General features: G+C 53.5%; 21 protein-coding genes. 12 read left to right on the top strand and 9 right to left on the bottom strand.

Annotated features, from left to right (window positions below):
* Positions 1 to 47: 47 nt before the first annotated feature.
* The gene (locus tag GEOB_RS04875) at positions 48 to 3,146 is read left to right on the top strand and encodes a transglutaminase-like domain-containing protein (RefSeq protein ID WP_230199015.1); all 3,099 of its coding nucleotides are present in this window, start codon (positions 48 to 50) and stop codon (positions 3,144 to 3,146) included.
* Between the two features lie 865 nt (positions 3,147 to 4,011).
* A complete protein-coding gene (locus tag GEOB_RS04860; protein ID WP_012646068.1) occupies positions 4,012 to 4,539 on the top strand; it encodes a hypothetical protein in 528 nt (175 codons plus the stop codon).
* Between the two features lie 380 nt (positions 4,540 to 4,919).
* On the opposite strand, the gene GEOB_RS04855 is transcribed toward GEOB_RS04860, so the two are convergent.
* Together GEOB_RS04855 and GEOB_RS04850 are read right to left on the bottom strand one after the other, a co-directional pair.
* Positions 4,920 to 5,639, bottom strand: coding sequence for a reverse transcriptase domain-containing protein (locus tag GEOB_RS04855; protein WP_012646066.1), 720 nt, complete (start codon positions 5,637 to 5,639; stop codon positions 4,920 to 4,922).
* 572 nt (positions 5,640 to 6,211) lie between these two features.
* On the bottom strand, positions 6,212 to 6,574 hold the full coding sequence (locus GEOB_RS04850; RefSeq protein ID WP_012646065.1) for a winged helix-turn-helix transcriptional regulator: 363 nt from the start codon (positions 6,572 to 6,574) through the stop codon (positions 6,212 to 6,214).
* 153 nt (positions 6,575 to 6,727) lie between these two features.
* On the opposite strand from GEOB_RS04850, the gene GEOB_RS04845 reads away from it, so the two are divergent.
* Both GEOB_RS04845 and GEOB_RS04840 read left to right on the top strand, forming a co-directional pair.
* Entirely contained in the window at positions 6,728 to 7,204 is a 477-nt protein-coding gene (locus GEOB_RS04845; protein WP_012646064.1) for an ester cyclase, read from the top strand.
* A gap of 105 nt (positions 7,205 to 7,309) precedes the next feature.
* Positions 7,310 to 7,795: a hypothetical protein gene (locus GEOB_RS04840; RefSeq protein WP_012646063.1), complete on the top strand. Its 486-nt coding sequence runs from the start codon at positions 7,310 to 7,312 to the stop codon at positions 7,793 to 7,795.
* 345 nt (positions 7,796 to 8,140) lie between these two features.
* On the opposite strand, the gene GEOB_RS04835 is transcribed toward GEOB_RS04840, so the two are convergent.
* The gene (locus GEOB_RS04835) at positions 8,141 to 10,528 is read right to left on the bottom strand and encodes a CARDB domain-containing protein (protein ID WP_012646062.1); all 2,388 of its coding nucleotides are present in this window, start codon (positions 10,526 to 10,528) and stop codon (positions 8,141 to 8,143) included.
* Between the two features lie 692 nt (positions 10,529 to 11,220).
* Between GEOB_RS04835 and GEOB_RS19220 the strand changes: the two genes are divergently transcribed.
* The 3 genes from GEOB_RS19220 (at position 11,221) to GEOB_RS04820 (ending at position 13,996) form a co-directional block, all read left to right on the top strand.
* A complete protein-coding gene (locus tag GEOB_RS19220; protein WP_012646061.1) occupies positions 11,221 to 12,060 on the top strand; it encodes a hypothetical protein in 840 nt (279 codons plus the stop codon).
* 126 nt (positions 12,061 to 12,186) lie between these two features.
* Entirely contained in the window at positions 12,187 to 12,981 is a 795-nt protein-coding gene (locus GEOB_RS04825; RefSeq protein WP_012646060.1) for a hypothetical protein, read from the top strand.
* 79 nt (positions 12,982 to 13,060) lie between these two features.
* Entirely contained in the window at positions 13,061 to 13,996 is a 936-nt protein-coding gene (locus tag GEOB_RS04820; protein ID WP_012646059.1) for an NADP-dependent oxidoreductase, read from the top strand.
* Positions 13,997 to 14,000: 4 nt separating this feature from the next.
* On the opposite strand, the gene GEOB_RS04815 is transcribed toward GEOB_RS04820, so the two are convergent.
* Positions 14,001 to 14,732, bottom strand: a complete 732-nt coding sequence (locus GEOB_RS04815) for a phosphatase PAP2 family protein (RefSeq protein ID WP_012646058.1) — start codon at positions 14,730 to 14,732, stop codon at positions 14,001 to 14,003.
* A 363-nt stretch (positions 14,733 to 15,095) separates the two neighbouring features.
* On the opposite strand from GEOB_RS04815, the gene ubiG reads away from it, so the two are divergent.
* The 4 genes from ubiG to rtcA all read left to right on the top strand — a co-directional run bounded on the left by ubiG (position 15,096) and on the right by rtcA (position 19,993).
* A complete protein-coding gene (gene ubiG / locus GEOB_RS04810) occupies positions 15,096 to 15,872 on the top strand; it encodes a bifunctional 2-polyprenyl-6-hydroxyphenol methylase/3-demethylubiquinol 3-O-methyltransferase UbiG (protein ID WP_012646057.1) in 777 nt (258 codons plus the stop codon).
* Complete coding sequence (locus GEOB_RS04805; RefSeq protein ID WP_012646056.1) at positions 15,872 to 17,716, top strand: FAD-binding oxidoreductase; 1,845 nt, start codon at positions 15,872 to 15,874, stop codon at positions 17,714 to 17,716. Before ubiG ends, GEOB_RS04805 begins: the two co-directional genes overlap by 1 nt.
* Positions 17,713 to 18,882, top strand: coding sequence for an SDR family oxidoreductase (locus GEOB_RS04800; RefSeq protein ID WP_012646055.1), 1,170 nt, complete (start codon positions 17,713 to 17,715; stop codon positions 18,880 to 18,882). Before GEOB_RS04805 ends, GEOB_RS04800 begins: the two co-directional genes overlap by 4 nt.
* Before the next feature lie 88 nt (positions 18,883 to 18,970).
* Positions 18,971 to 19,993 carry an RNA 3'-terminal phosphate cyclase gene (rtcA, locus tag GEOB_RS04795; protein WP_012646054.1) on the top strand — a complete coding sequence of 341 codons (1,023 nt, stop codon included), beginning with the start codon at positions 18,971 to 18,973 and terminating at the stop codon, positions 19,991 to 19,993.
* A 19-nt stretch (positions 19,994 to 20,012) separates the two neighbouring features.
* Here rtcA and GEOB_RS04790 read toward each other — a convergent pair whose 3' ends face one another.
* From GEOB_RS04790 to GEOB_RS04780, 3 genes are all read right to left on the bottom strand, one after another.
* A complete protein-coding gene (locus tag GEOB_RS04790) occupies positions 20,013 to 21,035 on the bottom strand; it encodes a cytochrome d ubiquinol oxidase subunit II (protein ID WP_012646053.1) in 1,023 nt (340 codons plus the stop codon).
* Positions 21,022 to 22,347 (bottom strand): cytochrome ubiquinol oxidase subunit I, encoded by a 1,326-nt coding sequence (locus GEOB_RS04785; RefSeq protein WP_012646052.1) that lies wholly within the window; start codon positions 22,345 to 22,347, stop codon positions 21,022 to 21,024. The genes GEOB_RS04790 and GEOB_RS04785 overlap by 14 nt, the downstream gene beginning before the upstream one ends.
* A 195-nt stretch (positions 22,348 to 22,542) precedes the next feature.
* Positions 22,543 to 23,331, bottom strand: coding sequence for an FRG domain-containing protein (locus tag GEOB_RS04780; RefSeq protein WP_012646051.1), 789 nt, complete (start codon positions 23,329 to 23,331; stop codon positions 22,543 to 22,545).
* An 89-nt stretch (positions 23,332 to 23,420) separates the two neighbouring features.
* Here GEOB_RS04780 and GEOB_RS04775 point away from each other — a divergent pair, with 89 nt between their 5' ends.
* A complete protein-coding gene (locus tag GEOB_RS04775) occupies positions 23,421 to 23,996 on the top strand; it encodes a nitroreductase family protein (protein WP_012646050.1) in 576 nt (191 codons plus the stop codon).
* Positions 23,997 to 24,015: 19 nt separating this feature from the next.
* On the opposite strand, the gene GEOB_RS04770 is transcribed toward GEOB_RS04775, so the two are convergent.
* Together GEOB_RS04770 and GEOB_RS04765 are read right to left on the bottom strand one after the other, a co-directional pair.
* The gene (locus tag GEOB_RS04770; RefSeq protein ID WP_012646049.1) at positions 24,016 to 25,545 is read right to left on the bottom strand and encodes a phospholipase D-like domain-containing protein; all 1,530 of its coding nucleotides are present in this window, start codon (positions 25,543 to 25,545) and stop codon (positions 24,016 to 24,018) included.
* Entirely contained in the window at positions 25,542 to 26,318 is a 777-nt protein-coding gene (locus GEOB_RS04765) for an endonuclease/exonuclease/phosphatase family protein (protein ID WP_012646048.1), read from the bottom strand. The genes GEOB_RS04770 and GEOB_RS04765 overlap by 4 nt, the downstream gene beginning before the upstream one ends.
* Positions 26,319 to 26,363: the final 45 nt, after the last annotated feature.

Below are 26,363 nucleotides of genomic sequence, written 5' to 3'. Positions count from 1 at the left end.
TGAAAGAGAACCATAAATAATGAAATGATTTCAACGGCGAGGAGGAGATGATGTTTCGTAGATATTCAAAGGTAATAGCGGTAGTCGTACTGTGCTTCTTCACATGGACGGGTTGCGGAGTATTCAGCATTGCTAGTGCCGCGCAGGACGCCATAAAGAAAGAAAAGTCGAAGGAGCAGCACAAGAAAAAACCCGCTGGTCCTGAGGAGCGGTTTGCAAAAACCACGGAAGAGCTGCAAGCGAGCCTAGCTGACACCAAGGCGGATATTGAAACCAAGAAAGAGCGGCTGAAGGCCGCTAAAACTGAAATAGAAACAGCAGACAAGGAAATCCGCAAACAGTTCGCCGAGACGGAAAAGAAGCTCAAAGACGCGAAGCTACCTGATGAAGTCCTCCAGCGGCATTACAAGTTCGTCAAACACTATGATGACAATCTCACCGAGTTGAAGGGAAACATCGACCGGATCGAAAAGGCCAAAGACAAAGCAGAAGCCGAAGCGGAGATTGACAAGGCTGTAAAACACCTGAAAAAGGTCAAGGTAGAGAAAAAACATAAACCCTTTGATCCCAACAATCTCCCGCACCGGCAACCTAAAGTTAAGAAGCGGGAGCCAAGACTCAACAAGGAAGAATTCGAGAAAGACATAAAGAAAAACCAGACGTCTTGGAGAGACCAGAAGCGAATTTTGGTCGCCTCGGCCGGCTCCTTGGCCGGGTTACTCACGACAAGCACCGTCACCGCAACTACTCCACTCAAAAAAGAACCTGCCGGACCTGCTGATCTTGCTGAAACAATTGAAGTCCAGCTAACCCCGGAAATCAGAGCCAAGGCCCAGGAACTTGAGTACAAGCCCGTCAAGATTTACGAGTGGGTGCGGAATAACGTCGAATTTGTCCCCACCTGGGGCTCCATTCAGGGTGCCAACCAAACCCTTCTCACCAAACAGGGAAACGCCATTGACACGGCGTCTCTTCTCATTGCGCTCCTGCGTGCTTCCGGCATCCATGCCCGCTACGTCACAGGCACCATAGAACTTCCCATTGAGAAAGTCATGAACTGGGCAGGTGGTTTCACCGACCCTATGGCGGCCCTTGATTACATGTCCAGCGGCGGGATGCCGACGAAAGGGCTGGTTACCAGCGGCAAAATAGTAGCAGTTAGAATGGAGCACGTCTGGGTGGACGCCTGGATTAACTACAGGCCTTCACGCGGAGCGAAACACAAAACCGGAAAAGGGGACACGTGGATAAGCCTTGACGCCAGCTATAAGCAGTACATTTACACCAATGGGATCGACATAAAGACCGCCGTTCCCTTTGACACACAGACATTTGTCAACCAGATCAAATCTACCGCCACCATCAACGAAACCGCTGGCTACGCAACAGGCCTAAATTCCCTCCTCACCCAGCAAACACTACAGGATTATCAATCCAGGGTGCAGACCTACCTCCAGCAAAACCATCCCAATGCCGCGATTGGCGATGTGCTTGGCAAGAAGGAGATAGACAAGAAAGAATACCCCTATTTGCTCGGCACGTTACCGTACCGAGGCGCAATGCGGGGAGTAGCGTTTGCTGAACTACCTGATAATTATCGGCATAATCTGTCTTTCAACGTCAGGAGTGATTCTGTCGATCTATCGTTAATAGATCCGGATGCCACCGTTATAGACACATCCCTGAACATAACAAAGGCCCTGCCTGAACTGGCTGGCAAGAAGATCACCCTCAGCTACTCACCTGCCACCCCCCAAGATGAAGCAGTCATTAACTCATATCTTCCACAGCCACATGCAGACGGCACACCTATACAGCCGAACGAACTTCCTTCATCTCTTCCCGCATATCTCATCAAAGTAAAGCCAGAACTTCGAATTGATGGGCAGGTGGTGGCGACAGGCACGCCAGTTACCCTCGGTGCCATTGAAACCTTTGATATGACGTTTTCCAGCCCCGCCTATTCATCTGAGATCGTCTCGAACCCGATATTTGCAGGGGCATTTAACGCAATCGCCCTGGATACTGGAAGGGTAGCACAGGCACAACTCCTCGGGCTAAAAGCAAAGATGGCGGACACTAAAGCAAAGCTCGAAGCCCAGGAAGTATCCGGGCTCACTAAAGATGACATCATAGGCGATATTCTCTATTCCACTGCTTTAACCTACTATGCTCAACTCGATGTAATGAATTTTGTTCAGGCATCTACGATGGGTATGGCGTCTGCGCGGTATCCATCGGAGGCCATCTTCTCTTCCGATGTCGCGGTGAATATGTTTTTCGGAATACCTCGCAGTGTAAGCTCCGGCGGGCTTGTCATGGACGTTGACAGGAATGTTTCCGTGAACAAGGCGCTTAACGGTGATGAGGCAGCAAAAGTTCAGTACCTCTTGGCGACGGGAATGAACTCTTCGGCTTTGGAACACGCTGTACCGGAGCAACTGTTCTCCACCCCTGCCGCACCTGTTGAAGGAGTCTCGGCAGTTAAAGCCCTGAACATAGCCAATGACTTGGGTATACCGATTTACACCGTAAACCAGTCGAACATTGCCAGCATCCTGCCGCAGCTTCAGGTGGACGCGCAGGTAAAGACAGATATTCAGAATGCCGTAAATGCTGGGAAGGTAGTTACTGTTTCAAAAACTGACATCACTTTTAAAGGGTGGACAGGCTGCGGATATATCATCACGAACCCGACAACCGGCGAAGGCGCGTATATGATAGGTGGCGGGCTAAATGGCTCGAACGTGCCGGTAGACGACAGTAAATTGAGTTTAGTCGATGGCATTAGCCTATTGGTTGGATTTAGACTGGACATACTGAAAAATGGCATTAGTGCCGAATTTGTTAAAGTATTTCAAAATGTAGTAAAGATGTTTGGAGTTGTATTTTCTGTTGTGCAATGGTTTCAGGATCTAAATCAAATCAACTCTAATCCAGACGTAGACCCTTATAAATGGCTCAGCTCTTATTTAATAATTTCGTCATTTCTGGTGCTGGGTGTAGCTTTGGCTCTTGCCTTTCCAGCACTGCCAATTGTGGTATCAATTGGAATAGCTATAGGCATGAATATGCTTAAGGCGTTTTTAATTCAAAGGATAAATGAAAGTCACCTTCGGTTGAGAAGAAAGTATGAGGTAGGCTAATGGACGAAAAAGCCATCAGATTTCTTAAATTAATTACAATATTTTTTACTATTTCTATGATGATTGTAGTGCCGTACAAAATAAAGTCAGTTTATGACATAGTAACTATGATAATTGCTCCCACTATAATATTTATGCCATTAGCTTTTATAGTAATAAAATATAAACTATTTATAATGTCTGAGGCTGATAAAAAATATTCTCAAATCATCTTTATCATAGTCATGTGCATTATGATGTCAGTGACAAAGAAGATACCTGATACAATAAAAATGTATTTGCTGGTAATTTCATATGAAACAATTTGTCTTTTCCTATATTTAATAACAAAAAATAGAGTCAAAAATGAAAATAAACTATAACTGTTTGAAAAAAACACCAAACAGCACCAACAACTCCAACCCCTATGAGGTGTGGCATGGAGTTAAGTGAAAAAAAGTTTTTGGGAGTCCTTATAGCACTCGGCATCACATTTATGCCATTTATCATTTTCCATGAGACTGGTTCAGTAAGTGGGTCGCTTAAAGTAGTAAGCGTTCCTTTGCTTTGTTTTCTACCAGTGGCATGGCTTGCGATAAAGTTCAATCTATATGAAATGACTGAGTTCAGTAAGAAGTATTCAAAGCTAATAGGCTACTTACTGATTTGCATATTAATGTTGGTTGTAAAAAAGATTCCTCATTTAATTCAAATATATTTAGTTCTGTTTGCATTATTCTGTATTTGCTTAGGATATTATCTGAAATTCATAAAAAGGAAGTTCTAAACAGCGAAACGACACGAACTCCCAACAAAGCGCGACACACAGTCTCCGCTACGCTCCGCTGGTGCGCTCTCAGCCGTTGTGCAATTAAAAGGAAAGAAAATGAGAATCTCCGGCGTTGTCATCGCTAGCCTATTTCTTACCACCAGCCTTGCCTTTGCCACTGACCTGAAAAAACTGGAAAAGCAACAATTGCAGGTTGATCGTCTTGGCCCAATAGCTGTCGGAATGACAGTTAAAGAGGCCTCGGAAAAATCAGGAATAAAGCTGAAAGAGACAGAACCATCAGATTCAGGGAACGAGGAGTGCTACTACGTCTACCCCGACGGGAAGTATGGTGACATCGGGTTCATGATTGAAGAAGAGAGAATTAGCAGAATAGACATCACATCAAGAAAATTTGCGTCGATCCACGGTTTACGAGTCGGTGACACCGAAGCATCAGTAAAAAAGGCCTTCCCAGGAAAAGTAAAAGAGCAGGCACATCCCTATCTCGAAGAGGACGGAAAGTATCTGATCATCAAGCTGAAGCCCGGCTACGGATTCATTTTTGAGACTGAGAAGGGAAAGGTTACAAGCTTCAGATCAGGGAAGTTCGAGTCCATCCAGTATATCGAGGGATGCAACTAAGGCACAACCAGTAGGCGGCAGCGGTCTCCGCTAACGCTCCGCCGCTGCGCCCCCACACCGTTGGCACAGGAAAAAGAAAATGGAACACATTCTTAAGTCGGACTCAGACAGCATCGACTTCCATGGGTACCAAGAATACCTTCTCACAATCAAAGATAGACTGCCTGCGCACGTCTATGCATTTGCATCCGACGCAAAGTATTTTGATCTCCAGTCACCTACGTCTCTGCATGATGCGTGGCTGGAAACGTGCACCATAAAAGAGAGTGGAAAAGGCAATCGAAACGAAGCCAGAACGCTCGAAATCCACCTCTCTTTACTCGGACCATTTCACGACCGACGAATCCATCTTATGTACGGCGGCGTGAACAGTTACAGCTTTAACGGCCCGCGTGATTGTGAGGGCTGTGCCGGGAAAAATCATGGCGACTTGTACACCCATGAAATAAGGTTGAGTCCTTATGACGGATAACGCGCTGGTCCGCGATTCTGTGCTCGATGAACTTCATCAGCCATGCGTGGTCGATGGCGTCGAAAAATCCACGTATGTCTGCATCAAGCACCCAGCTCACCTTCTTCGTGGTGATGCCGACCGTAAGCGCATCCAGCGCATTATGCTGGCTGCGCTTGGGTCGAAATGCATACGAGAAGCCTTTGAAATCGGCCTCGTAGATGCAGTTCAGGACTTCTACGGTGGCGCGCTGGACGATCTTGTCTTCCAGTGCGGGAATGCCGATTGGTCTCTGGCTGCCATCTAATTTGGGGACATATGTCCTTCTGACCGGCTTCGCCCGGTACGCTCCGCGCCGCAGCCGGTTGGAGAGGTCTTGAAGGTTTCCTTCCAGGTCCTCCCCGTACTGCTGCCACGTCTGTTCGTCCACTCCCGGTGCGGCGTGCCGCTTTAAGTTGTAGTAAGATTCCCGGAGGTGGTCGATGTGATAGACGTGATGCCAGAGTGTTGTGAACCGTAAACCTTTATCTGCCAAGGCTTTCTGCCGTATGCGTTGCCGCGCGCTTTGCAGGTCTATGGAGCGGCTATGGGAGCTTGCCGTTGGCTGTTGCTGCGGTTTCCCGTTTTGTGCCCTATTACGGCTGTCCATTCCGATTCCTTTTCTGACGCTGTGTTCAGTGCCTGTTTTGCAACAACGCATTCCCTTCGGCCAGTCCCCTTCCCTCCACCCCCTCCGCTGGCCGTGGCGCACCATAACCTTTGTTCGAGGGCTTCTTCGGTACTATGGAACTGTCCGACTTCCCGCGACCGTGCATCGCCGTCGTGCTTCATAGAATTCACGGCACGGACCATTATGCCATCCGTAATGGCCAATCGCAGGATATCCCGGTTCCCGTGCGGGAGACTTGCATGCGTGCGCAGGGTCTAAGACCACGCGGGGTCGGAATGCTTCTCGCGCTTACGAGACATCCCGTTTTGCCTTCCGCTGCCCTCGATGGCGTCGGCACCCCGGATGAGGGTCTTTTCGCGGCTCAATACCTGGCCCACATCCCCCCTGTCAACGCTTCGCAGCCGTCCTCACGGACGACTGCGCATGACTCGGGGCCGATGCGGTTCGCTACTCCTTCATCGTATGAGACTTTCACTCACTATCTCTCGCCGGTTTCACCGGCGCACCAAGGGCAGACCCCTTAGCCCTCCCCACAATTGCAAGCCTTGACGTCACGCATCTCCACGGCTGTCGTAGAATTCCCGCGCCTTGAGAACTTCCTCGATATTGCTTTCAGACCAGTGCCGTATTCCCTCAAAGACACTTACCAGGGTCCGCCCGAGATCGGTCAATGAATATTCGACTTTGGGGGGGACAGTGGCATAGATGACACGGGTCACCAGACCGTCCCGTTCAAGCCCCCGCAATGTCTGGGTCAGCATCTTCTGTGAAATCCCCCCCACTTCCCGGCGAAGATCGCCGAATCTTCTCGTCCCTTTTTCCAGCGAGCCAATAATGAGTACCGTCCACTTGTCGGCTATGCGGTCCAGGACCATTCGGGTCGGACAGCGCTCGTTATACACATCCCACCGCATAAAAATCTCCTTTTTCCCCTTGATAGATCCGATAGTAACCAAAAGGTAACTACAATACAAAAAGGTGCCTACTTGCGGATAGTAACCTATATTGTTATCGTTGGCAACATGCTCGCTAGCGACGAATAATTTATTTTTCAAAGGAGGCAGTAAATGAAAGCAATCAAGGCAACCCTGTTGGTGGCAGGACTATTTTTCATCATGGGTGGAACAGCGATCGCAAAGGAGAAGGATGTGAACAAGGCACTTATCGGCAGATTTGCAGAGGAGGTCTTCGTCAAGAAGGATCTCAGCGAGGTAGAGCGGTATGTGCGTGCCGATTACATTCAGCATAACCCGCTGGTCAAGCAGGGTTCGGCGGGATTCAAGGAGTTTTTTGCAGCATGGTTCGCCGCGGTTCCCGATTGGAATTACAGTTTGAAAAAGATTGTCGCCGAGGGAGACGAGGTCTGGGTATACGGCACCTATTCGGGCACACTGGAAAAAGAATGGCTCGGGATTCCGGGAAATGGGCAGAAATACAGTTTCGATGCGGTGGACATCTTTCGGGTACAAGACGGCAAACTTGCCGAACACTGGGATGTGATGGACATCTACGGACTCTTCAGGCAGCTGGGCGTCATCAAATGAGCCACACAATGGATTAGGGGGGCAGAGGCCCCCCTTTCTCTTCGGTAGATTACCCAACCTCTGACATTGGGCATGGACCTGTTATACTTACGGCGGAGGAGGTCCATGCGCTCTGTACTGCTCTGTTTCCATCTTGTTTTCATTTTCGGAACCTTCCATGCAAAAGCGGACGTTTTCGGTGATGGAGACCTGTTGCAACTCAACTTCGGTCCGTATATCTATCATTACAGCTCCACCCCCGGACGCAATTCCTACCCCTGGTATACCGGTCTGGAATGGGAATCCGCTTCCAGGTGGGAGTTGGGAGGCGCCATTTTCAGCAATTCCTATTACCAGCCCTCCGGCTATCTCTATGGGGGCAAGCGCTTCATCTACGGCTCGGAATCCAGACATCTCTTCCTGAAAATTACTGCAGGGGCGATTCTGGGTTATGTGCCTCCCCATGAAGATAAGATACCGGTGAATAAAAACGGCCTCGGTCTCGGCATTATCCCCGCAATAGGTTATAAGCATGGTCGTACAAGCATTCAAATCGCCATATTAAGCACTTCCGCCCTGATGCTGAACATCGGCTACGATATCTGGAGATAATCGCCGGTAAAAATCATTGGAAAATAAGGGTACTCCGCCTATGCTGAAGCAACAGCTATCGCAGCAACTTGCACAATTGCAAGCCTGACACCACTTATACACCCCTGATGCTGAACATCGGCTACGATATCTGGAGATAATCGCCTGTAAAAATCATTGGAAAATAAGGGTACTCCGCCTATGCTGAAGCAACAGCTATCGCAGCAACTTGCACAATTGCAAGCCTGACACCACTTATACACCCAAGCCTGACACCACTTATACACCTGTTGCGCCGAATAGAGGAAAAGTAAATGGGGCATGATGTTAACGTCATGCCCCATTTTTGCCGTCTAAAAGGCGATGCTACTGTGTAATTGCTATTGCATTGACCTTATTATTGTTCGTCTCGTCGGATTCAACCACACCGTTTCCATAACTGTCCGCAACAAAACCGACATAATAGTTACCGGCAGCAATGGATGCGGGGATCGTAGCAGTGCAGCTAAATGGTATAGTAGTGTTGGCAGGCGTAGTTCCGAATCCAACACTACAAAGTGCTGTGTCTGTCGAAGTAATCACATTGTCCTGCGAAAGGTACATGCTCACAAAATAATAACCTGAGTATTGCGTACCTGTTGCCCCGTACCCCTGGTTAGAGACTGTTCCGCTAACTGTAATCTGCTCACCTCTCTGCGCAGTTGCAGGGCTGACTGCCATTGAAATCACCAAGTCAGGAAGTGCGGTAAGACTAAAAGCCTGTGACCAACTATTGTTAGTTTCATTGGTCTCTTCATCAGCATTGGTGTTATCGGCCAGAACACCGATATAGACCTTTCCGCCATAAGTATTCATAGGGATGGTCCCTGTACAAGACACTTCTTGTGACGCACCTGGTGCAAGGGTACCAACTGCGGCGCTACAGACCGGCGAGTCGCTCATTGCGAAGTCGCTGTCCGAAGAGATGTATATCCCTGCCGTTGTACTAATGGCTGCTCCAGCCCCTTGATTCTTGATGGTGGCGGTCACAGTAATCTGTTGCCCATTTTCTGCGCTTGCCGGAGCAGCGCCACTTACAACGACCAAATCGGGCAGTGCCGTGTACTGCAATTGTTCGGAATGGGTGTTGTTGGTTTCGTCCGTTTCGGAGATCAAGTTGCCGTCGTCGGTAATCACGCCTACATGGTATGTCCCTGTGAGGAGGTTGGCCGGAGGGGTTCCTTCGCAGTGATATGTCAGTGTTTGGCTGCCGGCCTGGGCGATAACCGGGGTGCGGCACAACAGGATATCCTGCCGGTTGATGATGTTATCGGTAGAGAGATATAAACCAAGCCAGTGGGCACCTGAAACAGCATCACCCGTTGGTCCGTCGCCCTGGTTTCTCAAGTATCCCCCCGCGTTAAAAGTTTGTCCTGTTTTTAGGGCGCTCGGGGCGAATAAAGCTGAAATAACCAAGTCGGACGATGTTGGTGTCACCACTGGTGCGAACTTTACGGTAACCGCATCAGTAGCCACCTGGTCGGACTTCCGGCCGGCTATGATCAGATTGTTGTTGTTGTCAATTGTGACTGCATTGCTGAAATCCGAAGAGTCCACCTGCGCTTTCAGGAGGGCAGGATTCCCGGCAGCGTCCAGCCACTGGGGCTGGCACTGTGCATTATATGCCATCACGGCAAAACTTTTGTCCTGGCTTCCAGCCAGATAAGCCTTTTCGTCCGGCCCGATAACAATGGCATTGAAACCATAAGGAGTGGGATCCGTATACTGCGTCAGCAACCCCACATACGTTTTGTCGTCACACAGCATGTTCAGATTCGAATCGAAAACATTCATCGTGCGATAAACAGCATTATGGCCGCTAGTTGGACTGTAAACAGTTTCATAGCCGCTACCGAACACATGGCCCTGTGTATCCACCGCAATTGCAGTGGTTTTTAGATTATTATTGATATATGCATAACGATTGGCAAGAGGCATTAGGTCTTTGCTGAACTTGCGATAATATGTCGTATTGGCATATACGCCACCCATTTTCCCTATGGCGTAGATGTTCTGATTCAGATCGGTAACAACTTTCATGATCTGGGACTGGCAGGGGGTAGCTGGACCGCAAGCCGCAGTTCCGTTGGTTTTCAAATTGAACTTTCCAATCAGCTTTCCGCTTGCATCCCATTTCAAAATCTGGTTGCCGTAACCTGAATAATTTGTTCCGTTGAAGATTAACGAAGTTCCGCCGGCAATGATGTCTCCTGCATTGTCGACTGTGATGTCATGGCAGTACTGATCTTCGATGATGGTGCCCGATTGGGGGACACTGTACCTGGTCTGCCAGATCAGGGTACCGTCGGCGTTGTACTTCTTGAGCAGGCAATCGAGTGCAATCCCGTTGTGGGACTCTCCTACGGCATAGATATTGTCGTTCCGGTCAACTGCAACAGCAGCGATCCCTGTGCTGGTGACAAAATTGCCCATCTTGTCTGCGGGTCTCGGGTTGCTGGGATCAAAATCCACCGTCCAGGCGGTCTGCCCGTCTGGTGTAAACTTTACGATCGTGCCGTTTTCACCCATGGAGGTTACTGCTTCATAGATGTTACCCTGAGAATCGGTTTTTACCGATGTGGCCTGGCTTGACGCGCCATTATGGTAAGTCATTGAAACGGGTGGGGTCTGATAGGTTATTGCCTGGACCTGGCTGGCAGCCATCAGGGTCACTGATGCAAATGAAACAGCAGCTAGAACTAAAAATTTCCCCATGCTTTGTTCTCCTTTTCCATTAAATGATGATGTTAACAATCGCTTCGTCCATCAAATCATATGCCTGCCTCTACACCTCCCCGTTGGAGCCTTCAGAGAAGCCCCATGTTTTTATCGTCTCCGTTGATGAAAGCAAATTATGGTGCTTCACAGCATGAGACCAGGAGCGACACTACCAGTGATTTCTGTAAATTGCAAAAAGAATTATATTTATGCAATAAAATAGCAATAATTAACAGTTGTTGCCTCTTGGGAGGCGAGGAACAGAAGCTTCAAAAAGCCGGAATTTCTGTTCATGGATATATGCGTGGAAATTTGAGGTCGTAACAGGCAATAAGAAGACAGTCTTCAAACCGCAAATGGATGTCGGCTATTATTTTGTCAAACCTGGAAAACCTCCAAAAGCTGAATATGGGGTGATGAGTAATATCGACAGTGTTGACGCCGCTGGAGAGTATTTCGGGTTGAGGCAGTTGAGAAGCAAGCAATAAACGGCTAACAAGGCGTCGACACAAAGGCGCTGACGCGCTGTGACGTGACCCGACCTTGCAGCACCTGCTTGTCAAATAATAATGGCTAAAGCCTTACGGTAGTACTATGATGGACAGCAGAAATGCTTACTGAAACAGCTTGCGCAGCATGGGGTAACTCACTTGTTCTGGGAACCAAAGACATTGGACGGAGGCAAGACAATGAAAAAATCAGTATTAGCAGCCATTCTCTTGGCACTGGCAATTGCGGTGCCTATCCCGGCAATGGCAGGGATAAATGTAAATGTGGGAATTTCACTGCCGCCATTAATCGCCTTTTCGTCACCTCCTGAGGTGCTGGTGATTCCCGAAACCACAGGTGTTTACGTTGTTCCCGATGTTGAGGATGAACTGTTTTTCTGGAACGGCTGGTGGTGGAGGCCATGGGATGGCCGTTGGTATAGGTCACGTGCTTATAACAGGGGCTGGGTATATTACAACAGCGTACCAAGCTTCTACTACGATGTAGACCCGGGTTGGAGAACATACTACAGAGACCGTAACTGGTATGGGCACCGGTGGAAATACAAGCGGATCCCCCACGGCCAACTTCAGCAAAACTGGAAAAGCTGGAATAAGGCTCGTTATTGGGAAAGGCACGGAAATTGGGGCGTTCAAAGCTATCGGCCCGCTCCGAGACAGCAGAGGGTAGAAATAAGACAGGAAAGGCAAAGGCAATACCTGCAAAGACCTGAGGTTCAGCGCCACCGGCAGCAGAGCGTAGAACAGCAGAGAGCTCCTCAACCGAGAAAAGAAGAGCCGCGGAGAATGGAGCGACAGAGACAGCCACAGGAAATGCAACAGCAATATCAGAGGCCGGAAGTACAGTATCAACAAAGACAACCTCGCATTCAACAGCAACCGCAACCCCAGGCCCAGCAACCCCAAAGGCAGGAGCAACAACGGCATTATCAGCCCAGAAACCAGCGCCAAGAGGGAAGATCAGAGCCACAACGGCACGAAGGAAGGCCTGACGGGGGCAACGGCGAACACAGAAGATAACTGGCAGGGCATGTACTGAGACCTGTTGTATATCAGGTTATAAACGGCTACCTCTCCAGAGGTAGCCGTTTTGTGAAAAATGACTGGGGCGAATCTGGGAACCTGAGCTAAATAGCGATACCCCTGATGGAAGACTCTGAAAAAAAACATATCCTTGATCCAGCTTCATCCCGCCAGCTGCATAGTGCCCTGACCGCCGGCAAGGATGAGCTGTACCTGGTGCTGCAATCGCCCTCCATTGAGGTGCTGCGAGCGGCTCTGCGCAATCCGGCGCTGGATGAAGCCCACCTGCTGACACTCCTGAAACGGCGTGACCTGCCTGAGGACCTGATCAAGGCCATCCACAAACTGCCGCTCGCCGCCGAGAGCCACAACCTGAAGCTGGCCCTGGTGAAAAACCCGAACACCCCCGGCACCATCGTCACCATGTTGCTGCCGCACCTTTATCTTTTCGAGCTGGTGGCTGTCTGTTTTCTCCCCGGCGTCACTCCCGACCAGAAACTGGCTGCGGAACGGGCCGTCATCCAGCGCATCCCCACCACTCCCCTGGGCAACAAGCTGACCCTCGCCCGCCGCGGCACGGCACCCGTCCTGGAGGCCCTTTTGAGGGAAGGAGATCCCCAGGTCGTGGAAATATGTCTCTCAAACCCACAGATCAAGGAGGCCTTCATTTTTCAGTTCCTGAGCAGCGCCAGGGCCACTGCCGAAAACATCTCCATGATCGCACGCCACCCCCGCTGGAAAACCCGCCCCAATATAATCGGCGCCATTCTCAAGAACCAGCGAACGCCGCTCATCTGGTTCGACCTCTTCCTCCCCGGTTTGAATACCGCCGAGTTGAAAAAGCTGCTCGCATCCGGGCGCCTCGACGGCCCCCGGAAAAAATCGGTCGAAGAGGCGCTCCACCGCCGCAGACACTGATTGCCGGCCTTTCATTCCTTCCAGTAGTTGCTACACTTTTCAGAGGATGTTCATTCTCCAGTGCCGGGAGGAAATAGCCATGAAAGCTGTTGCCATTGAAAAATATGGTGGACCTGAGGTGCTCCAGCTGATGGACCTGCCGAAGCCGGCAGTGACGAAAAGGGATGTGCTGATCGAAATTCATGCGGCCTCCGTCAATCCGGTGGATTGGAAGATACGGGAAGGCTACCTTCAGGATATGCTGCACCACCGGTTTCCCCTTATCCTCGGCTGGGATGCGGCGGGTGTAGTGGTGGACACCGGCCCCGAAGTCACGAAATTCAAGAGAGGGGACAAGGTCTTCAGTCGGACCGATATCGCCAGGAACGGCACCTATGCTGAATATGTGGCCGTTGACGAGAAATACGTGGCCATGAAACCGGCAAACATCTCCTTTGAGGGGGCGGCAGCGGTGCCGCTGGTGGGGCTCACGGCCTGGCAGGCATTGGTGGATTTTGCCAGGATGAAAAAGGATGACAAGGTGCTGATCCACGCCGGGTCCGGCGGAGTCGGCTCCTTCGCCATCCAGCTGGCAAAAAGCAAGGGCTGCTATGTTGCCGCCACCTGCAGCTCCGCACATGTTGATTTCGTCAGGTCCTTGGGGGCGGATCAGATCGTCGATTACACCAAGGGAGATTTTTCCTTGCAGCTCCACGATTACGACATTGTCTTCGACACCATCGGCGGTGAAACCTATCGCAAAAGCTTCAAGGTACTCAGACAGCAGCACGGGGCCATGGTCTCCATCCTGGAACAGCCGGACCATGAACTGGCTGAGCAAACAGGCGTCAGGGTCGGCTACCTCTTCATGCACCCGGACGGCAAGGAGCTTGGCAAGATCGCCGAACTTGTGGAAGCAGGCGATATAAAACCGGTCGTCGGCAAGATCCTTCCCCTTGAAGAAGCCCGGAATGCTCAGATGCTAAGCCAGTCACATCACGCCCGCGGGAAGATCGTCCTGCAGGTCAGAGGGTAAGAGGTTATTTCGCCCAGGCGGTGAACACGGCCTCTTTGATCAGATGCTTGACCATTAACAGGGATTCGCTTCCCAGTATGCGCAACGGGTCGAACATGCAGATCATCTGATAGCTGATGACCAGAAAGCAGGCATAAAAAAGACCCGGGCAGGCGCCCTCCCATTTGAGCAGGTGGGAGGCGGTCAGCTGCCTCAGGCGATCCAGGTGCACCAGGTATCCAATAGCTATGCCGATGGCTGCGCCGCCAAGGATGTCGGTGGCATTGTGCAGCCCCAGGTAGACCCTGGGAAAGGAAATGATGAAAATAGCATGGAGATAGGCATAGATGCCGGCCCGGCGGGACAGCAGGAAAATGCCTGTGGCGAGGGTAAAGAAGAGGGCAGCATGATCGCTGGGAAAGGCGCTCCATCCTTCCAGGGAACTTGGCCTTGTGCCAAAGGGAAGGGTGAAGTCAAGTTGGGGGTTGTGCAGCGGCCTCAGCCGGAAAGGGAGCGCCAGCGCCAGCAGCCGGGCAACCATCAACGACAGGAACGATACCGCCAGGGTAGACAGCAGGTATGCCTTGTCCTGTGCACCCTTGTCCCGGCGAAACCAAAGCCACCAGAGCAGGGGAATGACAATCCCCCCCTTGAACATGATGTTACCGGCAAAGATGTTCATCGTCTTATCGAAGAGCCAAGATTGCCGGGCAAAGCCATTGAGAAAGGTAACAACCTGCAAGTCAAACCAGTTCATGTCATACCTCCACCAGTGTCGTCGACAGTTGAATGCCAAACTCTGTAAATTCCTCCGACAGCGACGTCGGAATGGCTTACAAGCCAATCCTGGTAAAAAACCCACCCTAAAGCCCGCCGCACCGGCACAACCGCCGGCTGCAGCCTGCCGGTCGATCGTAAAACAACTCTTCCGATTATTGAGTATGTGTACGTATTTCATATCCCGTACCATCCACTCTACCCTGATTTCGCGAGCTTTTTACCAATGAGGGAGAGTTTCCCTGTAAAGCAGGCCGACATTTAATAAAAAAAATCACATGCTATACTTTTGAAAATGAGGCATGTGTCCCACACTCAAGGCAGGACAGAAGCCCCTGCAGACATGGCGATTTTTGACCGGGATCCATGGTGGCAGCCCCGTTCGGCGCTCTACATGCTGAAGACCGCGCTCAACCCTGTGCGGATTAACTATTTCCGCGAGCGGTTGCATGGCCGGCAAGGGGGAACCGCACTGGAAGTAGGCTGCGGTGGAGGCATTCTCTCTGAAGAAATAGCGGCCTTGGGTTTTACGACCACAGGCATCGATCCTTCGGCGGCGGCCTTGCAGGTTGCCGCCGATCACGCCAAAGCCGGGGGGCTCTCCATAGGGTATCTGCAGGCAGTCGGCGAGAATCTTCCCTTCCCGGATAATTCGTTCGACGTGGCGTTCTGCTGTGACGTGCTGGAGCATGTGCAGGACCAGACAAGAACGGTGGCCGAGATCGCCAGGGTTCTCAAGCCCGGCGGCATCTTCTGCTACGACACCATTAACCGCACGCTCGCCAGCTGGCTGGTGGCCATCGGTGTTTTGCAGAAATGGAAACGCTGGGCCGTGATGCCACCCGAGCTGCACACCTGGAATAAATTCATCAAACCGGAGGAACTGAAAATGCTCCTGGAAAAAAGTCACCTGGGCTGGAGGGAACATCGCGGCATCAAGCCGGCCACCTCTCCCATCAGAACCCTCAGCTACCTGCGCCGCCGTGCCAGGGGCGAATGGAATTACAAGGACCTGGCCCTGCGGCTACAGCTCATCGAGGGCAGATGCACGAAAGTGATGTACATGGGCTATGCGGTCAAAGATACGATGCCGCTACGACTCGAACGGAAGGGGGTCTGATGGACAACGCCAGGGACATCGCCGCCAATTGCCGACAGTATGCCATGTGCAAGATCGACTTTCTTGGGACCGGAGTCTGTGCCTCAGGCTTCGAACGGCATTACGTGACCTTTTATCCACAGGGAAGGATGCTCCTTTATGCGGCCCTCGCCGACGGAAAAATCCCTGTCACTGAAAAATGCGTCCAGGCGGCAGACAGCTGCAACCTGTGCGGAAAATGCGATTACCAGTGCTATTTCGTCACGGAAATGCGCCCGACAAAGGTGATGAGGGCATTGAAAACGCTGGTGGAAAAACATGTTGCAGCAGGTAACCCCATCTTAAAGGAAAAGGAAACTTTCCTCTTGCGAGAGATGCAGGAGATCGTGGGCCATAACTGGGCTACCGGTGACCGAGGCGTTGCCGTCACCTATTCTACAGACCCCTGCCCCATGGCAAAGCCACAGATGCCCGACTACGTGGTGATGCCGGAGACACGGGAAGAAATAGCCTGCCTCATAACGCTCTTCAATGGGAATGGCATTCCCTGGGTAGCGCGGGGCAACGGCACCAATATTCTCGGATTGGCCCTCGGCAAGGGGGTGGTCATCGACCTCAGCCGGATGAAAGGGATCGTTTTCGATGAAAAGCGATGGTTGGCCAGAATTGAACCAGGGGTCACGGCATTCGATCTGCAGCGTGAGGCTTCCCGGCGCGGTTACCGGGTCCATGTGGCTGAGCCGGCAGCCGCCGTCTGCGGCAGCACCAGTTGCTCCGGCCTCTTCTCGCTCTTTTCCGCCACCTACGGCACCGCAGCCGACAACTATGTTGATGCGGAGTTCGTCGGCAGCGACGGATCATTGTTTTCCCTGAATGACAAGGCAGCCCCCAATCTCTATGCATTCGACAGGGTCGAGCAGAAGGCGCCCGGCATCTGCACTGCCTTGTCCATAAAACTCCACCCGAAAACTGCCGATGAGACGGGGATCCTGGTCCCTTTTGCAACCATGGAACAGGCAATCGGGTTTTCCCGGGAGTGTGCCACGAGGCGCATCGGCCTGGCCATGGGCATTCTCGACCTTGAGTATGTCTCGGCATTTATCTCGCCGACCCGGGAACTGGCGGTGAAGGTCAAGGAAATTTTCGCTGACAAACTGGGCATGGCCTGCATGGTCCTGGTGATCGGCGACAAATACTCAATGGCCGCCATCGGCGAAATGGGGCTGCCCCTATTCGACCAGCGCCTGGTCACCGCCCTCACCCTCGGCCTTCCATCCCTCGCCTCCGCCCGCTGGCTGGATCTGATCGCCGAGTTCACCGAAGATGAACCGTTTTCCTACCTGAAAATCAGGGGCTTCACCGAACTTGCTGAAGCGGCCCTTGCCCCATCCCCAGGTCAACTTGTACAGGACCTGGACCCTGAACTGAGGCCTTTTTTCGAGGAGCTTTACTCCCGCCCGGAGTTGACCGATCTTGTCTGGCTCAACATGTTCAGGATCACAAGTTCCCGGATCGGCCGGGACAGGCACTTTTTCCCCATCGTCATCTATCTGCCCCTGGAGCCTCAACTGATCAGCGAAATGGTAACGGCCCTGAAGGAGATTGCAGACAGCCACCAGCTGAAGAACAGCCTCGGCTTCATCACTCCGGTGGACAACGGCAAGCGGTGCGTCATGGAATACGACTACTATGCCGACCAGACCAGCGCCGATGAAATCCATCGGGCAAAGGAAGCGATCATGGCCGCCGGGGCAATGATTGAAAATAGTGCCCTGCAAACCGGAACCATAACGCCGCTCCGCTATATCCTTTACCAGGGCTACTGCAGAAAGGAAAACCTCCTCTATTCCCAGGATCAATCATGAAACAGAGACCTCGCACCATCGTACTCACCGGCGCAACGGGGTTTCTCGGCAGTCACCTCATGGCCGCAATTCTCAAGCGGGGTGATCGACTGATCGTCTTCGGCAGGCCTGCCGGCAGCAAAAGCCTGGGGGAGCGGATCGTCACCACACTGGCGTGGTTTGGCCTGCAGCATCCAGGCTCGCACCTGGAACTGGCGGAAGTGGATCTCCTCAAACTCCGGTGCGGCCTTGAACAAAAGCGCTACCAGGCCCTGTGCGCCGAGACGGACCTGGTCATCCACTGCGCATCGGACACCACCTTTTCCGATCGCAATCGGGGTCAATCACTGGCTGCCAATGTGACCAGCCTCAACAGCCTCCTACTCTTCGCCAGTGACTGCAAGGCTTCCGCTTTCCACTACGTCAGCACCGCTTACAGCACCGGCATCAGTCCCGGCCTTTGTCTGGAGCGGCCGGTATCATCCACGGAATTCTTCAACGTCTATGAAGAGACCAAGGCCATGGCAGAACGCCGGATTGCCGATAGCTGCCGTGCCTGCGGCATCCCCTTTACTATCGTCCGGCCCTCAATTGTCTATGGCGATTCCCGAAGCGGCCGGGCCAACCGTTTCAACGCCATCTATCACCATGTGAGGTCCCTGGCCGCCATCAGGGATATTTACTTGAACGACATCCGGAACAATGGGGGCATGAAGTCAGCCGGCCATGGAATCCGCCTTGGCGGCGAGGGCATTCTTCATCTACCCATAAGGCTGACTTTGGAACAGCCGGGCAGCATCAACCTCATCCCGGTCGACTATTTCGTAGCTGCCACTCTCGCCATTATTGAAGCAGCCAATACTGACAACATTTACCATCTGACCAATGGACAACCCAGCACAACCGAAGAACTGGCAGAATACTGCGAAAGGTTCCTCAACATAAGGGGATTGGAAATCACCTACGGCCAAGACACAAGATATGAACCGAGCCCTGCCGAGGAGCTCTTCAACCGCTTCATCGAACCCTACCGTCCCTACCTCTCCGACCTCCGAATCTTTGACCGGCAAAATACCGACCGGGACTCGGCCAATCCAGTCCCGCCCCATTTCAACTACGACATCTTCAGGCGCTGCATGGAGTATGCAATGAGCGTCGATTGGGGAAAGAAATCCGACCATCAATAACCATTACCTCCTTTGAATGCCAGCCGTTCCCGCAGGCCATGTTACACTTTTACCAAGGAGCCGATTTCCCGACATTTATGGAGGGACCATGATCACCATCGACGGCAGCCATGGCGAAGGGGGCGGGCAGATCCTGCGCACCGCGCTGGCTCTCTCGGCGATCCGAGGCCAGCCTTTCCGCATGGTCAACATCAGGGCGGCCAGGAAAAAACCCGGCCTTCAGCCCCAGCACCTGATGGCGGTGAAATCCGCCAAAACCGTTGCCAATGCGGAGGTCAGCGGCGATGCATCCGGCTCCATGGAAATCACCTTTGCCCCCCGTACCATCAGCGGCGGCAGTTTCCGCTTCGATATCGGCACCGCCGGATCAATCTCCCTGGTGCTGCAGACGGTCATTCCCATGCTCCTCTTTGCCCATCGTGACTCGACGATTACCGTCACCGGCGGCACCAATGTCCCCTTCAGCCCCTCTGGCGAATACCTGGCCCAGGTCTTTGCCCCGACGCTTAAAAAGCTCGGATGCACCATCCGAATTCACGGGGATCATTACGGCTTCTACCCTCGTGGAGGGGGTAAGGTCAGGGTGGAAGTGTTCAGGACGGAAAAACTGTCCCCCCTCGAGGCGACGGTACGCGGCGCGATCCGCCACGTGACCGGCTGTTCGGGTGTGGGCAACCTGCCCGACAACATTGCCGAGCGGCAGAAGAAACGGGCCATGGAGCTTCTCAAGCCGCTTCCCTGCCCGGTGGAGGTGGAGCGGATCAGGGTGGAAGCCTACGGCCCTGGCTCCTTCGTCTTTCTCCGCCTGGAAGAAGAAAACGGCCTCGCCGGATTTCAGGCTCTGGGGGCGCCCGGCAAACCGGCAGAGACCGTCGCTACCGAAGCGGCAAACCAGCTACTGGAGCATGTGGAGACGGGTGCTGCCATGGACCCCCACCTGGCGGACCAGATCATCCTCTACCTGGCCCTGTGCCGGGAGCGCTCTGCCTTTACCACCTCGGCGGTAACGCGGCATCTGTTGACCAACCTCTGGGTTATGGAGCTGTTTGGCGCGTGCAGATATGCCGTTGAAGGAGAATTGGGCAAAGCGGGAAGGATCACCATTAACTGAAAGGGAATTTGAGCGGGCTTCAGCGGTTGCCCTTTCCCGGCGGTGCATGGGGGTCCGGCTCTCCCCGGAAGGTCCAGTAGAGATACACCAGTGACGGTACGAGAATCAGTGCCCCGAGAGGGAGCACGGTCAAAAAAGCCTTTAGTGTCGGCGGCGGCGCAGCAGCCGCGGCTATGGACAGTTGCCCGATGATCAGGTCGGGATAAAGGGCCGCCGAGAATCCGCTTATGGTGAGGATCACGGTGCCGGCGGCCATGATCTGGGCCGCCAGGTATTGCCGCCGCCAGAGCAGCATTTGGGTGGTCAAGCCGGAGAGAACGGCCAGGAAAACGAAGACCAGCGGCCATGACCGCAGCAGTCTCTGGGCAAAAAGCGGGGCATCGGCCATGGCCACGGGTACCGCCATGGTTGTTATAACCCCGAGAGCAAGGGCAGCCGCCATCCCCCGCCGTCTAAAATCATCCCGCAATTCCCCCACCGTGCGCACGGTCATGTATATGGGAGTCAGATAGGCGCAGACCGCCATCCCCACCAGCCCCCCGACCAGCGTGAAGGGGGAGATCCATCCCCACAGGGTCAATTGGACCAGGTCATCGGCGAGAATAATTCTTCCCGAGGCGATGGCGGTTACCGCCATGCCCAGAGTAAATGGGGTGAGAATGCTGGCAATCTCAAAGGTCCGCGCCACTAGTGGCACGTCTTGGCCGATCTCTTTGCCGAAATGACGGAAAGCAAAGGCGGCGCCGCGGAAATTGATGCCGATCAGGGCAATGACGAAGGGTACCAGGAGGACGGTAAAAAGAATGGAAAATCCTTTGGGAAAGGCGGTAAAGAGCGTCACCACCATGAAGATCAGCCAGACATGATTGGTTTCCCAGACCGGGCCGATGGCCAGAAAGAGGCTGTCCCGCTGTTCCCGGGCACGGGGGCCCGAGGCCAGGGCGGTCCAGATGCCGCCGCCGAAGTCGGCGCCACCGAAGAGGGCATACATGACCAGACCGAGATGGAGGGCCAGTGCGGCCATATTTTCAAGGGTCAACATTGAAGCTCTCCTTGCGGGTCGCACTTCTTTCACCCGCGGGGCGTAGCAGCAGCTTAAGCAGGCCGATGGACATAAGCACGTAGACGGTGACGAATGCCGCCAGCACCAGGTCAATGTCCGGATGGGAGGTCACCCCCTGGGCCACGGTCATGTGCTTCTGAACGATCCAGGGCTGGCGGCCGAATTCGGTGACGAACCAGCCGCTCTCCAGGGCGATCATGCCAAAGGGAGAAGCAATGAGGACGGCCTGCAAAAGCCTTTTTCCTGCCGGTATCGCTTTATCTTGCCAGCGGCGCCACCAGAACCAGCAGGAAACGCCGGCCATGATGAAGAAGGAGCCGACCATCAGGTCGAAAAACGGATGAACCAGACGGGGATCGGGAGCAGTGCCGTGAGGAAAGGCATCCAAGCCCTCCACCACCGCATTCGGTTCCCGGTGGGCCAGAACACTCAACATCTTTGGAATTTTTACGGCATACAAAACCTGCCCTGAAGCTGGATCGGGCCAGCCGCCGATGACAAGGGGAGCGCCGGCCATGGTCGTAAAATGGGCCTCCATGGCCGCCAGCTTCGGTTTTTGATGTTTGGCCACGAAGGAAGCCGCCCAGTCGCCGGAGATGAACATGAGGGGAAGAAAGAAGCCGGCCACAGCCAGTGCCAGGGTCAGCGCTTTTTTGTGGTAAACGGTATCGGTTCCGCGAAGGATGGAGAATGCATAGACACCGGCAACGGCGAAGCCGGTGGCCACATAGGCGGCAAAGGTGCCGTGTACCGCCTCATGGGCCCACGCCGGATTGGCCAGGGCCTGCAACGGGTGCAGATCTGCAGGCATGCCGTCCACCATTCTGAAACCGCTCGGGGTGTTCATCCAGCCATTGGCGCTGATGACGAAGACTGCCGAAGCGGCGGCGGCAACGGTAATGGGTATAGTGCAGAAAAAGAGCGCCCGGCGCGACAGGCGCTTTTCTCCATAAATATACAGTGCGAGGAAGATGGCTTCGGTGAAAAAGGCGAAGCCTTCGATGGTGAAGGCAAGGCCGATGAGGGCGCCGCTGAAGGCCATGAACCTGGGCCAGAGAAAGCCCAGCTCGAAGGAGAGAATGGTGCCCGAGACCGCGCCGATGGCGAACAAAAGGCCGGCGGGGCGTACCCAGCGGCGCGCCATCTGGTGATAGAGATCATTGCCATTCCGTAGCGAGATGCCTTCGGCGATCATCAGCATCAGCGGCAAACCGATGCCGATGGTGGCATAGATGATGTGGAAGGCGAGAGAAACCCCCATCAGTGTGCGGGCGGCAAGCAGGTTGTCCATGGAACCTCCGCTACTCAGACTTTGACTAACAGGACATCTGAGAATTACTACCTTTAGATACTGCTGCTTCCTTCTCCCCATGGGAGAAGGTGGCCGAAGGCCGGATGAGGGGCAGTGCCCACCTGCTCAATGCCCCCTCACCCTGGCCCTCTCCCTCAGGGAGAGGGAATATTGCAGCGTAATATGAAAAAAAACTCAATCAGTTCTACTCACCTCAACAGCCCTTTTCGGCTGGAAGTCCAGCTCATCGGCTAACAGCAGGCAATGGTTTCGAATCCTCTCGGCGACGCCGGTCACATCGGGAAAAAGGGAACCGGCATGGACCCCACACCGATAAAGGTCATACCTGACATGGGGAAAGCGGCTGCCAGGCACCTGTATCTTCACCAGCTTTCCATTTTGGGCCCCACTCTTCTCCAGAGGAATGAATTCCTCCGTCTCCTCGCTGTATTTGTGAACGGTGAAGGCCCCTTCCTGGGACCGAACCCGTCCCGAAACATGCCGCGGCAGATAGACTTCGGTCCTGTAACCGGCAAAGGGTGAAGTGGTGTGGTCGGGATGCTTCACCACATCCTGCTCGTCGGGAATCATCAGCCATACCACCCCATTTTCTTCAGGTGACGAAGGGGCTCTGACGGTAAACCAGAGCGCCCCCAATGCATTGGTGGACCAATCCAGCAGCCGGGTCGGCAGCCCGTGATGCTGGGCAACCGCCAGCCATTCCCACTCGTTTGCCGGCTCGGGATGGACAAAAGGGAAAGCCTCCCGGCAGAAGGTATCGAACATCAGCCTCTCGTTTGCCAGTATGGGCAATGGATGATTTACCGTCGCCACCCTCGGCACCAGCGGCCAATCATGGGCCTGACCGCGAAAAATGGCCAGCTTGTTGGACTGCAGCGTTTCCTCCAGGAGTTCTATATAATCCCTGAGTGATTCAATCCGCCATACAGCATACTGCACCTGCTCCATTTTGGCCAGCGCCATGGCAACCCCCGCTGCAAACGAAAGGAGAAATACTGCAGTATATTCAATTTACGCTAAAATTATAAAAACATCCGAACAAGGGGTGCGCCATGAATACCCTCGATGCCATAAAAACCCGCCGCAGTATCCGGAGGTTTTCCCATAAGCCGGTCGAACCGGGCATGCTGCACGCGGTGCTCGATGCCGCAAGGATGGCGCCGTCATGGGCCAACATGCAGTGCTGGCGATTCGTCGTCGTCACCGATGCTGCTACCAGAAAAAAATTGAGCGAATTATCGTTCGTGGCGGCATTTTTCGCCCCCAGGGGTTACCAGACCAACCCTGCCCAGGCTGCCGTTGCCGAGGCGCCGGTGGTCATCGTTCTCTGTGCCGACCCGGCCCAATCGGGGGAGATGGGGGGGCAGCCCTATTATATGACCGACGCCGGCATTGCCGCCCAGAACATCATGCTTGCCGCCCATTCACTGGGCCTGGGCAGTGTTTTCGTCGGTCTTTTCTATGCACGGAAGCTTCATGAACTGCTCTACATTCCGGAGAATATCCGTATTGTCGGACTGATCCCCATAGGTCATCCACATGACACCATTACGGAGGTACCGAAGAGAAAACCGCTGGAGGAAGTGGTATTCTATGGCAAATGGAAAGGCTCGAGTTTCATAGAATGAAGAAGTTATTTTGATCCTGTTAAAGACCGGACAGCCACTGCCCCAGAAGTAATATCCCTCTGGTGAACTTGCTTGTTTCAAATCTTGACAGGCTTTCAAAGACGAATTCTTCCACCTGGGGCCGCTCGGGATCCACGATACGGGTCACCGGTTCCAGCGCCCCCTGCCAGCCGATCCCCTCCAGAGACTGATCCGGCTGATACAGACAAAGCCGGCTCTCCTTATTATCCACCAGCGAGTCCAGATAATCCACCAGCCCTTCGATCTGCCCCAGTCTGTTTTCCGCCCCTTCATCGTACATCGCCGAATGCTCGGTCAGAAGGGAGATACGCACCCGGCGGATCGATTCTTCAAGTTCCCTCCCCTCCCCAACCTCCGCCTCCCAGCTCATGTTCAGTTCCGTATCGAGCCCCAGACTCCTGTTGGTGGCATTGGCCGAACCCACCGTCAGGAACCGGTCATCCACAAGCATCAGCTTGGAGTGGATGAAAGTCATGTTTCTCTCGCCATTGTCGGTACAGACGGTGGAATAGATCCCCAGACGGTGGCCGTTCTCGGCGGCCACCTCCTTCAGCCCTTTAAGCATCTTCATCTGGGGCAGGCCAAGAAACAGTTCTTCGGTAAAAGGAAGCCTGTCGGGCAGGATCAAGACAATCTCAAGCTTCGGCCGCTGCCGCTCTTTCATCCTCGATACCAGCGCCCAAAAAATCGCCTGGGAACTGAAGTACTGGTTTTCCATATAGACCAGCCGATCGGCAGCCATGATCGCATCGATGAACAAGCGGCGAATCTCCTGGATCTGCTCGCGTAGGGCAAGCAGATCACGGGCCTGGGTCCGGCTTATTGCTACGGAACCTGCCGGCAGGGGAAGGGCAGCCCCGTCGACCTTTGGCAAATGCCCATTGACCGTGGGAAAGACTATGGTTTCCCCTCCTGCCTCGGCCCACCGATCCTGAAATACTCCCAGCAGTTCCCTGACTACCGGGCCCGTATGGTACGACTGGATATCGTGATAAGCGCCGTAGGAGATGCCGTCGACATTTTTTCGTTCCGGATTGTGCCGCAGATGGCGACGGTCATCCCAGCGGTCCGAACAGATGTCGATGCCACCGACGAAAGCCAGTTGGCCATCGATGATGACGAATTTCTGGTGATGGGTGGCATTGACGGCATGCTTGCCGTCAAAGGTGAAATGAATCCTCTCGTTGGTGGACCAGTTGAAGATCAGGTCCTGGAACCATTCCCGTTCCAGTGAAAAGAAGATACTGAAATCCCAGGCGAGGATGTATATCTCCAGTTCCGGGTTCTTTTCGCAGAGTGATTCGAGGAAGGCGAGAAAGCGCACGTCACCATCCGCCAACTGGGCCTCTTTTCCCCTGATGAGACGCACTTCCGAGTCGAATTGCCAGCCGGCCATGAGGATATTGTGCCGGGCATGGCGGGCAGCATGGTAGAAGGCACGGTAATAGTCACAGGCATCGATCAGGAGACCTGATTCCCGGACCTTGTAGATCCCCATGCAGTTGACTCCGGGCTTAAGTATACTCATGACAGCTCCAGTGCCGCCACCAGCGGCAGATGATCGGAAGCCGCCATGGTCAGCGGGGTTCTGTGGGCGCTGATGCGTCTTACCGTGATATCAGGAGTAACGAAGAGGTAGTCAATGCGCATCAAGGGAAGCCGGACCGGCCAGGTACCTTTCAGCCGTCTCCCCCTTCCCTTGCGATGGGCATCATGGAGGCTGCGAATGAAGTGCCGGTAAACGAAAGATCCGGGAAGTGCATTGAAGTCACCGCAGAGGATGACAGGAGGCCGGCAGTCCGGGTGCCCAAGCCAATCGGGACCGGAAAGTGCGTTGGCCTGGCACATGCGCTCCCGGCGGTTAAGACCCAGATGCGTCGCCACCACCTGCACCCGTATCCCCTTCAGTTCAACCTCGGCCCAGACGGCACCTCGCCGCTCCAGGTTTTTATTCACCGGGTGCGTCGGCAGCGCCCCCCCTTTTACCAGATGGATGGGGAAGCGGCTGAGAATGGCATTGCCGTATTCCCCCTCTTCCACCTGAATGGAGGAATGAAAATGGTAGGACATTTCCAGGCTCTTGGCGATCAGGTGAGCTTGGTCCACCAGGTCGGAACGGGTCAGACCTGCATCCAGTTCCTGCAGTGCGACAATGTCCGGGTCGTAGTGGGCGATCACCTCGGCAATCCTCAGGGGAGAAACTTTGCCGTCCATGCCGATGCAGCTATGGACATTATAGGTCATTACCGAAAAATGGATTGTCATGGCCGGGTGTGATGGCTGGAAAATGTCGATCAACATTCAGTAAAATGTGAATTTGTTAATCAACTATAGAAGAAAAGCGCC

The sequence above is a fragment of the Geotalea daltonii FRC-32 genome (assembly GCF_000022265.1).
GTDB classification, from domain to species: Bacteria; Desulfobacterota; Desulfuromonadia; order Geobacterales; family Geobacteraceae; genus Geotalea; species Geotalea daltonii.
This window is presented reverse-complemented; position numbering and strand designations above follow the sequence as displayed.

Bases quoted from the DNA above. Each gene is read 5' to 3' on its own strand.
- GEOB_RS04800 (WP_012646055.1), top strand. From the start codon at position 17,713: ATGAAACAGAGACCTCGCACCATCGTACTCACCGGCGCAACGGGGTTT.
- GEOB_RS04845 (WP_012646064.1), top strand. From the start codon at position 6,728: ATGAAAGCAATCAAGGCAACCCTGTTGGTGGCAGGACTATTTTTCATC.
- GEOB_RS04850 (WP_012646065.1), bottom strand. From the start codon at position 6,574: ATGCGGTGGGATGTGTATAACGAGCGCTGTCCGACCCGAATGGTCCTG.
- GEOB_RS04815 (WP_012646058.1), bottom strand. From the start codon at position 14,732: ATGAACTGGTTTGACTTGCAGGTTGTTACCTTTCTCAATGGCTTTGCC.
- GEOB_RS19220 (WP_012646061.1), top strand. From the start codon at position 11,221: ATGAAAAAATCAGTATTAGCAGCCATTCTCTTGGCACTGGCAATTGCG.
- GEOB_RS04780 (WP_012646051.1), bottom strand. From the start codon at position 23,331: ATGGCGCTGGCCAAAATGGAGCAGGTGCAGTATGCTGTATGGCGGATT.
- GEOB_RS04805 (WP_012646056.1), top strand. From the start codon at position 15,872: ATGGACAACGCCAGGGACATCGCCGCCAATTGCCGACAGTATGCCATG.
- ubiG (WP_012646057.1), top strand. From the start codon at position 15,096: ATGGCGATTTTTGACCGGGATCCATGGTGGCAGCCCCGTTCGGCGCTC.
- GEOB_RS04825 (WP_012646060.1), top strand. From the start codon at position 12,187: ATGGAAGACTCTGAAAAAAAACATATCCTTGATCCAGCTTCATCCCGC.
- GEOB_RS04770 (WP_012646049.1), bottom strand. From the start codon at position 25,545: ATGAGTATACTTAAGCCCGGAGTCAACTGCATGGGGATCTACAAGGTC.
- GEOB_RS04820 (WP_012646059.1), top strand. From the start codon at position 13,061: ATGAAAGCTGTTGCCATTGAAAAATATGGTGGACCTGAGGTGCTCCAG.
- GEOB_RS04855 (WP_012646066.1), bottom strand. From the start codon at position 5,639: ATGGACAGCCGTAATAGGGCACAAAACGGGAAACCGCAGCAACAGCCA.
- GEOB_RS04785 (WP_012646052.1), bottom strand. From the start codon at position 22,347: ATGGACAACCTGCTTGCCGCCCGCACACTGATGGGGGTTTCTCTCGCC.
- GEOB_RS04835 (WP_012646062.1), bottom strand. From the start codon at position 10,528: ATGGGGAAATTTTTAGTTCTAGCTGCTGTTTCATTTGCATCAGTGACC.
- GEOB_RS04775 (WP_012646050.1), top strand. From the start codon at position 23,421: ATGAATACCCTCGATGCCATAAAAACCCGCCGCAGTATCCGGAGGTTT.
- GEOB_RS04875 (WP_230199015.1), top strand. From the start codon at position 48: ATGATGTTTCGTAGATATTCAAAGGTAATAGCGGTAGTCGTACTGTGC.
- rtcA (WP_012646054.1), top strand. From the start codon at position 18,971: ATGATCACCATCGACGGCAGCCATGGCGAAGGGGGCGGGCAGATCCTG.
- GEOB_RS04790 (WP_012646053.1), bottom strand. From the start codon at position 21,035: ATGTTGACCCTTGAAAATATGGCCGCACTGGCCCTCCATCTCGGTCTG.
- GEOB_RS04840 (WP_012646063.1), top strand. From the start codon at position 7,310: ATGCGCTCTGTACTGCTCTGTTTCCATCTTGTTTTCATTTTCGGAACC.
- GEOB_RS04860 (WP_012646068.1), top strand. From the start codon at position 4,012: ATGAGAATCTCCGGCGTTGTCATCGCTAGCCTATTTCTTACCACCAGC.
- GEOB_RS04765 (WP_012646048.1), bottom strand. From the start codon at position 26,318: ATGTTGATCGACATTTTCCAGCCATCACACCCGGCCATGACAATCCAT.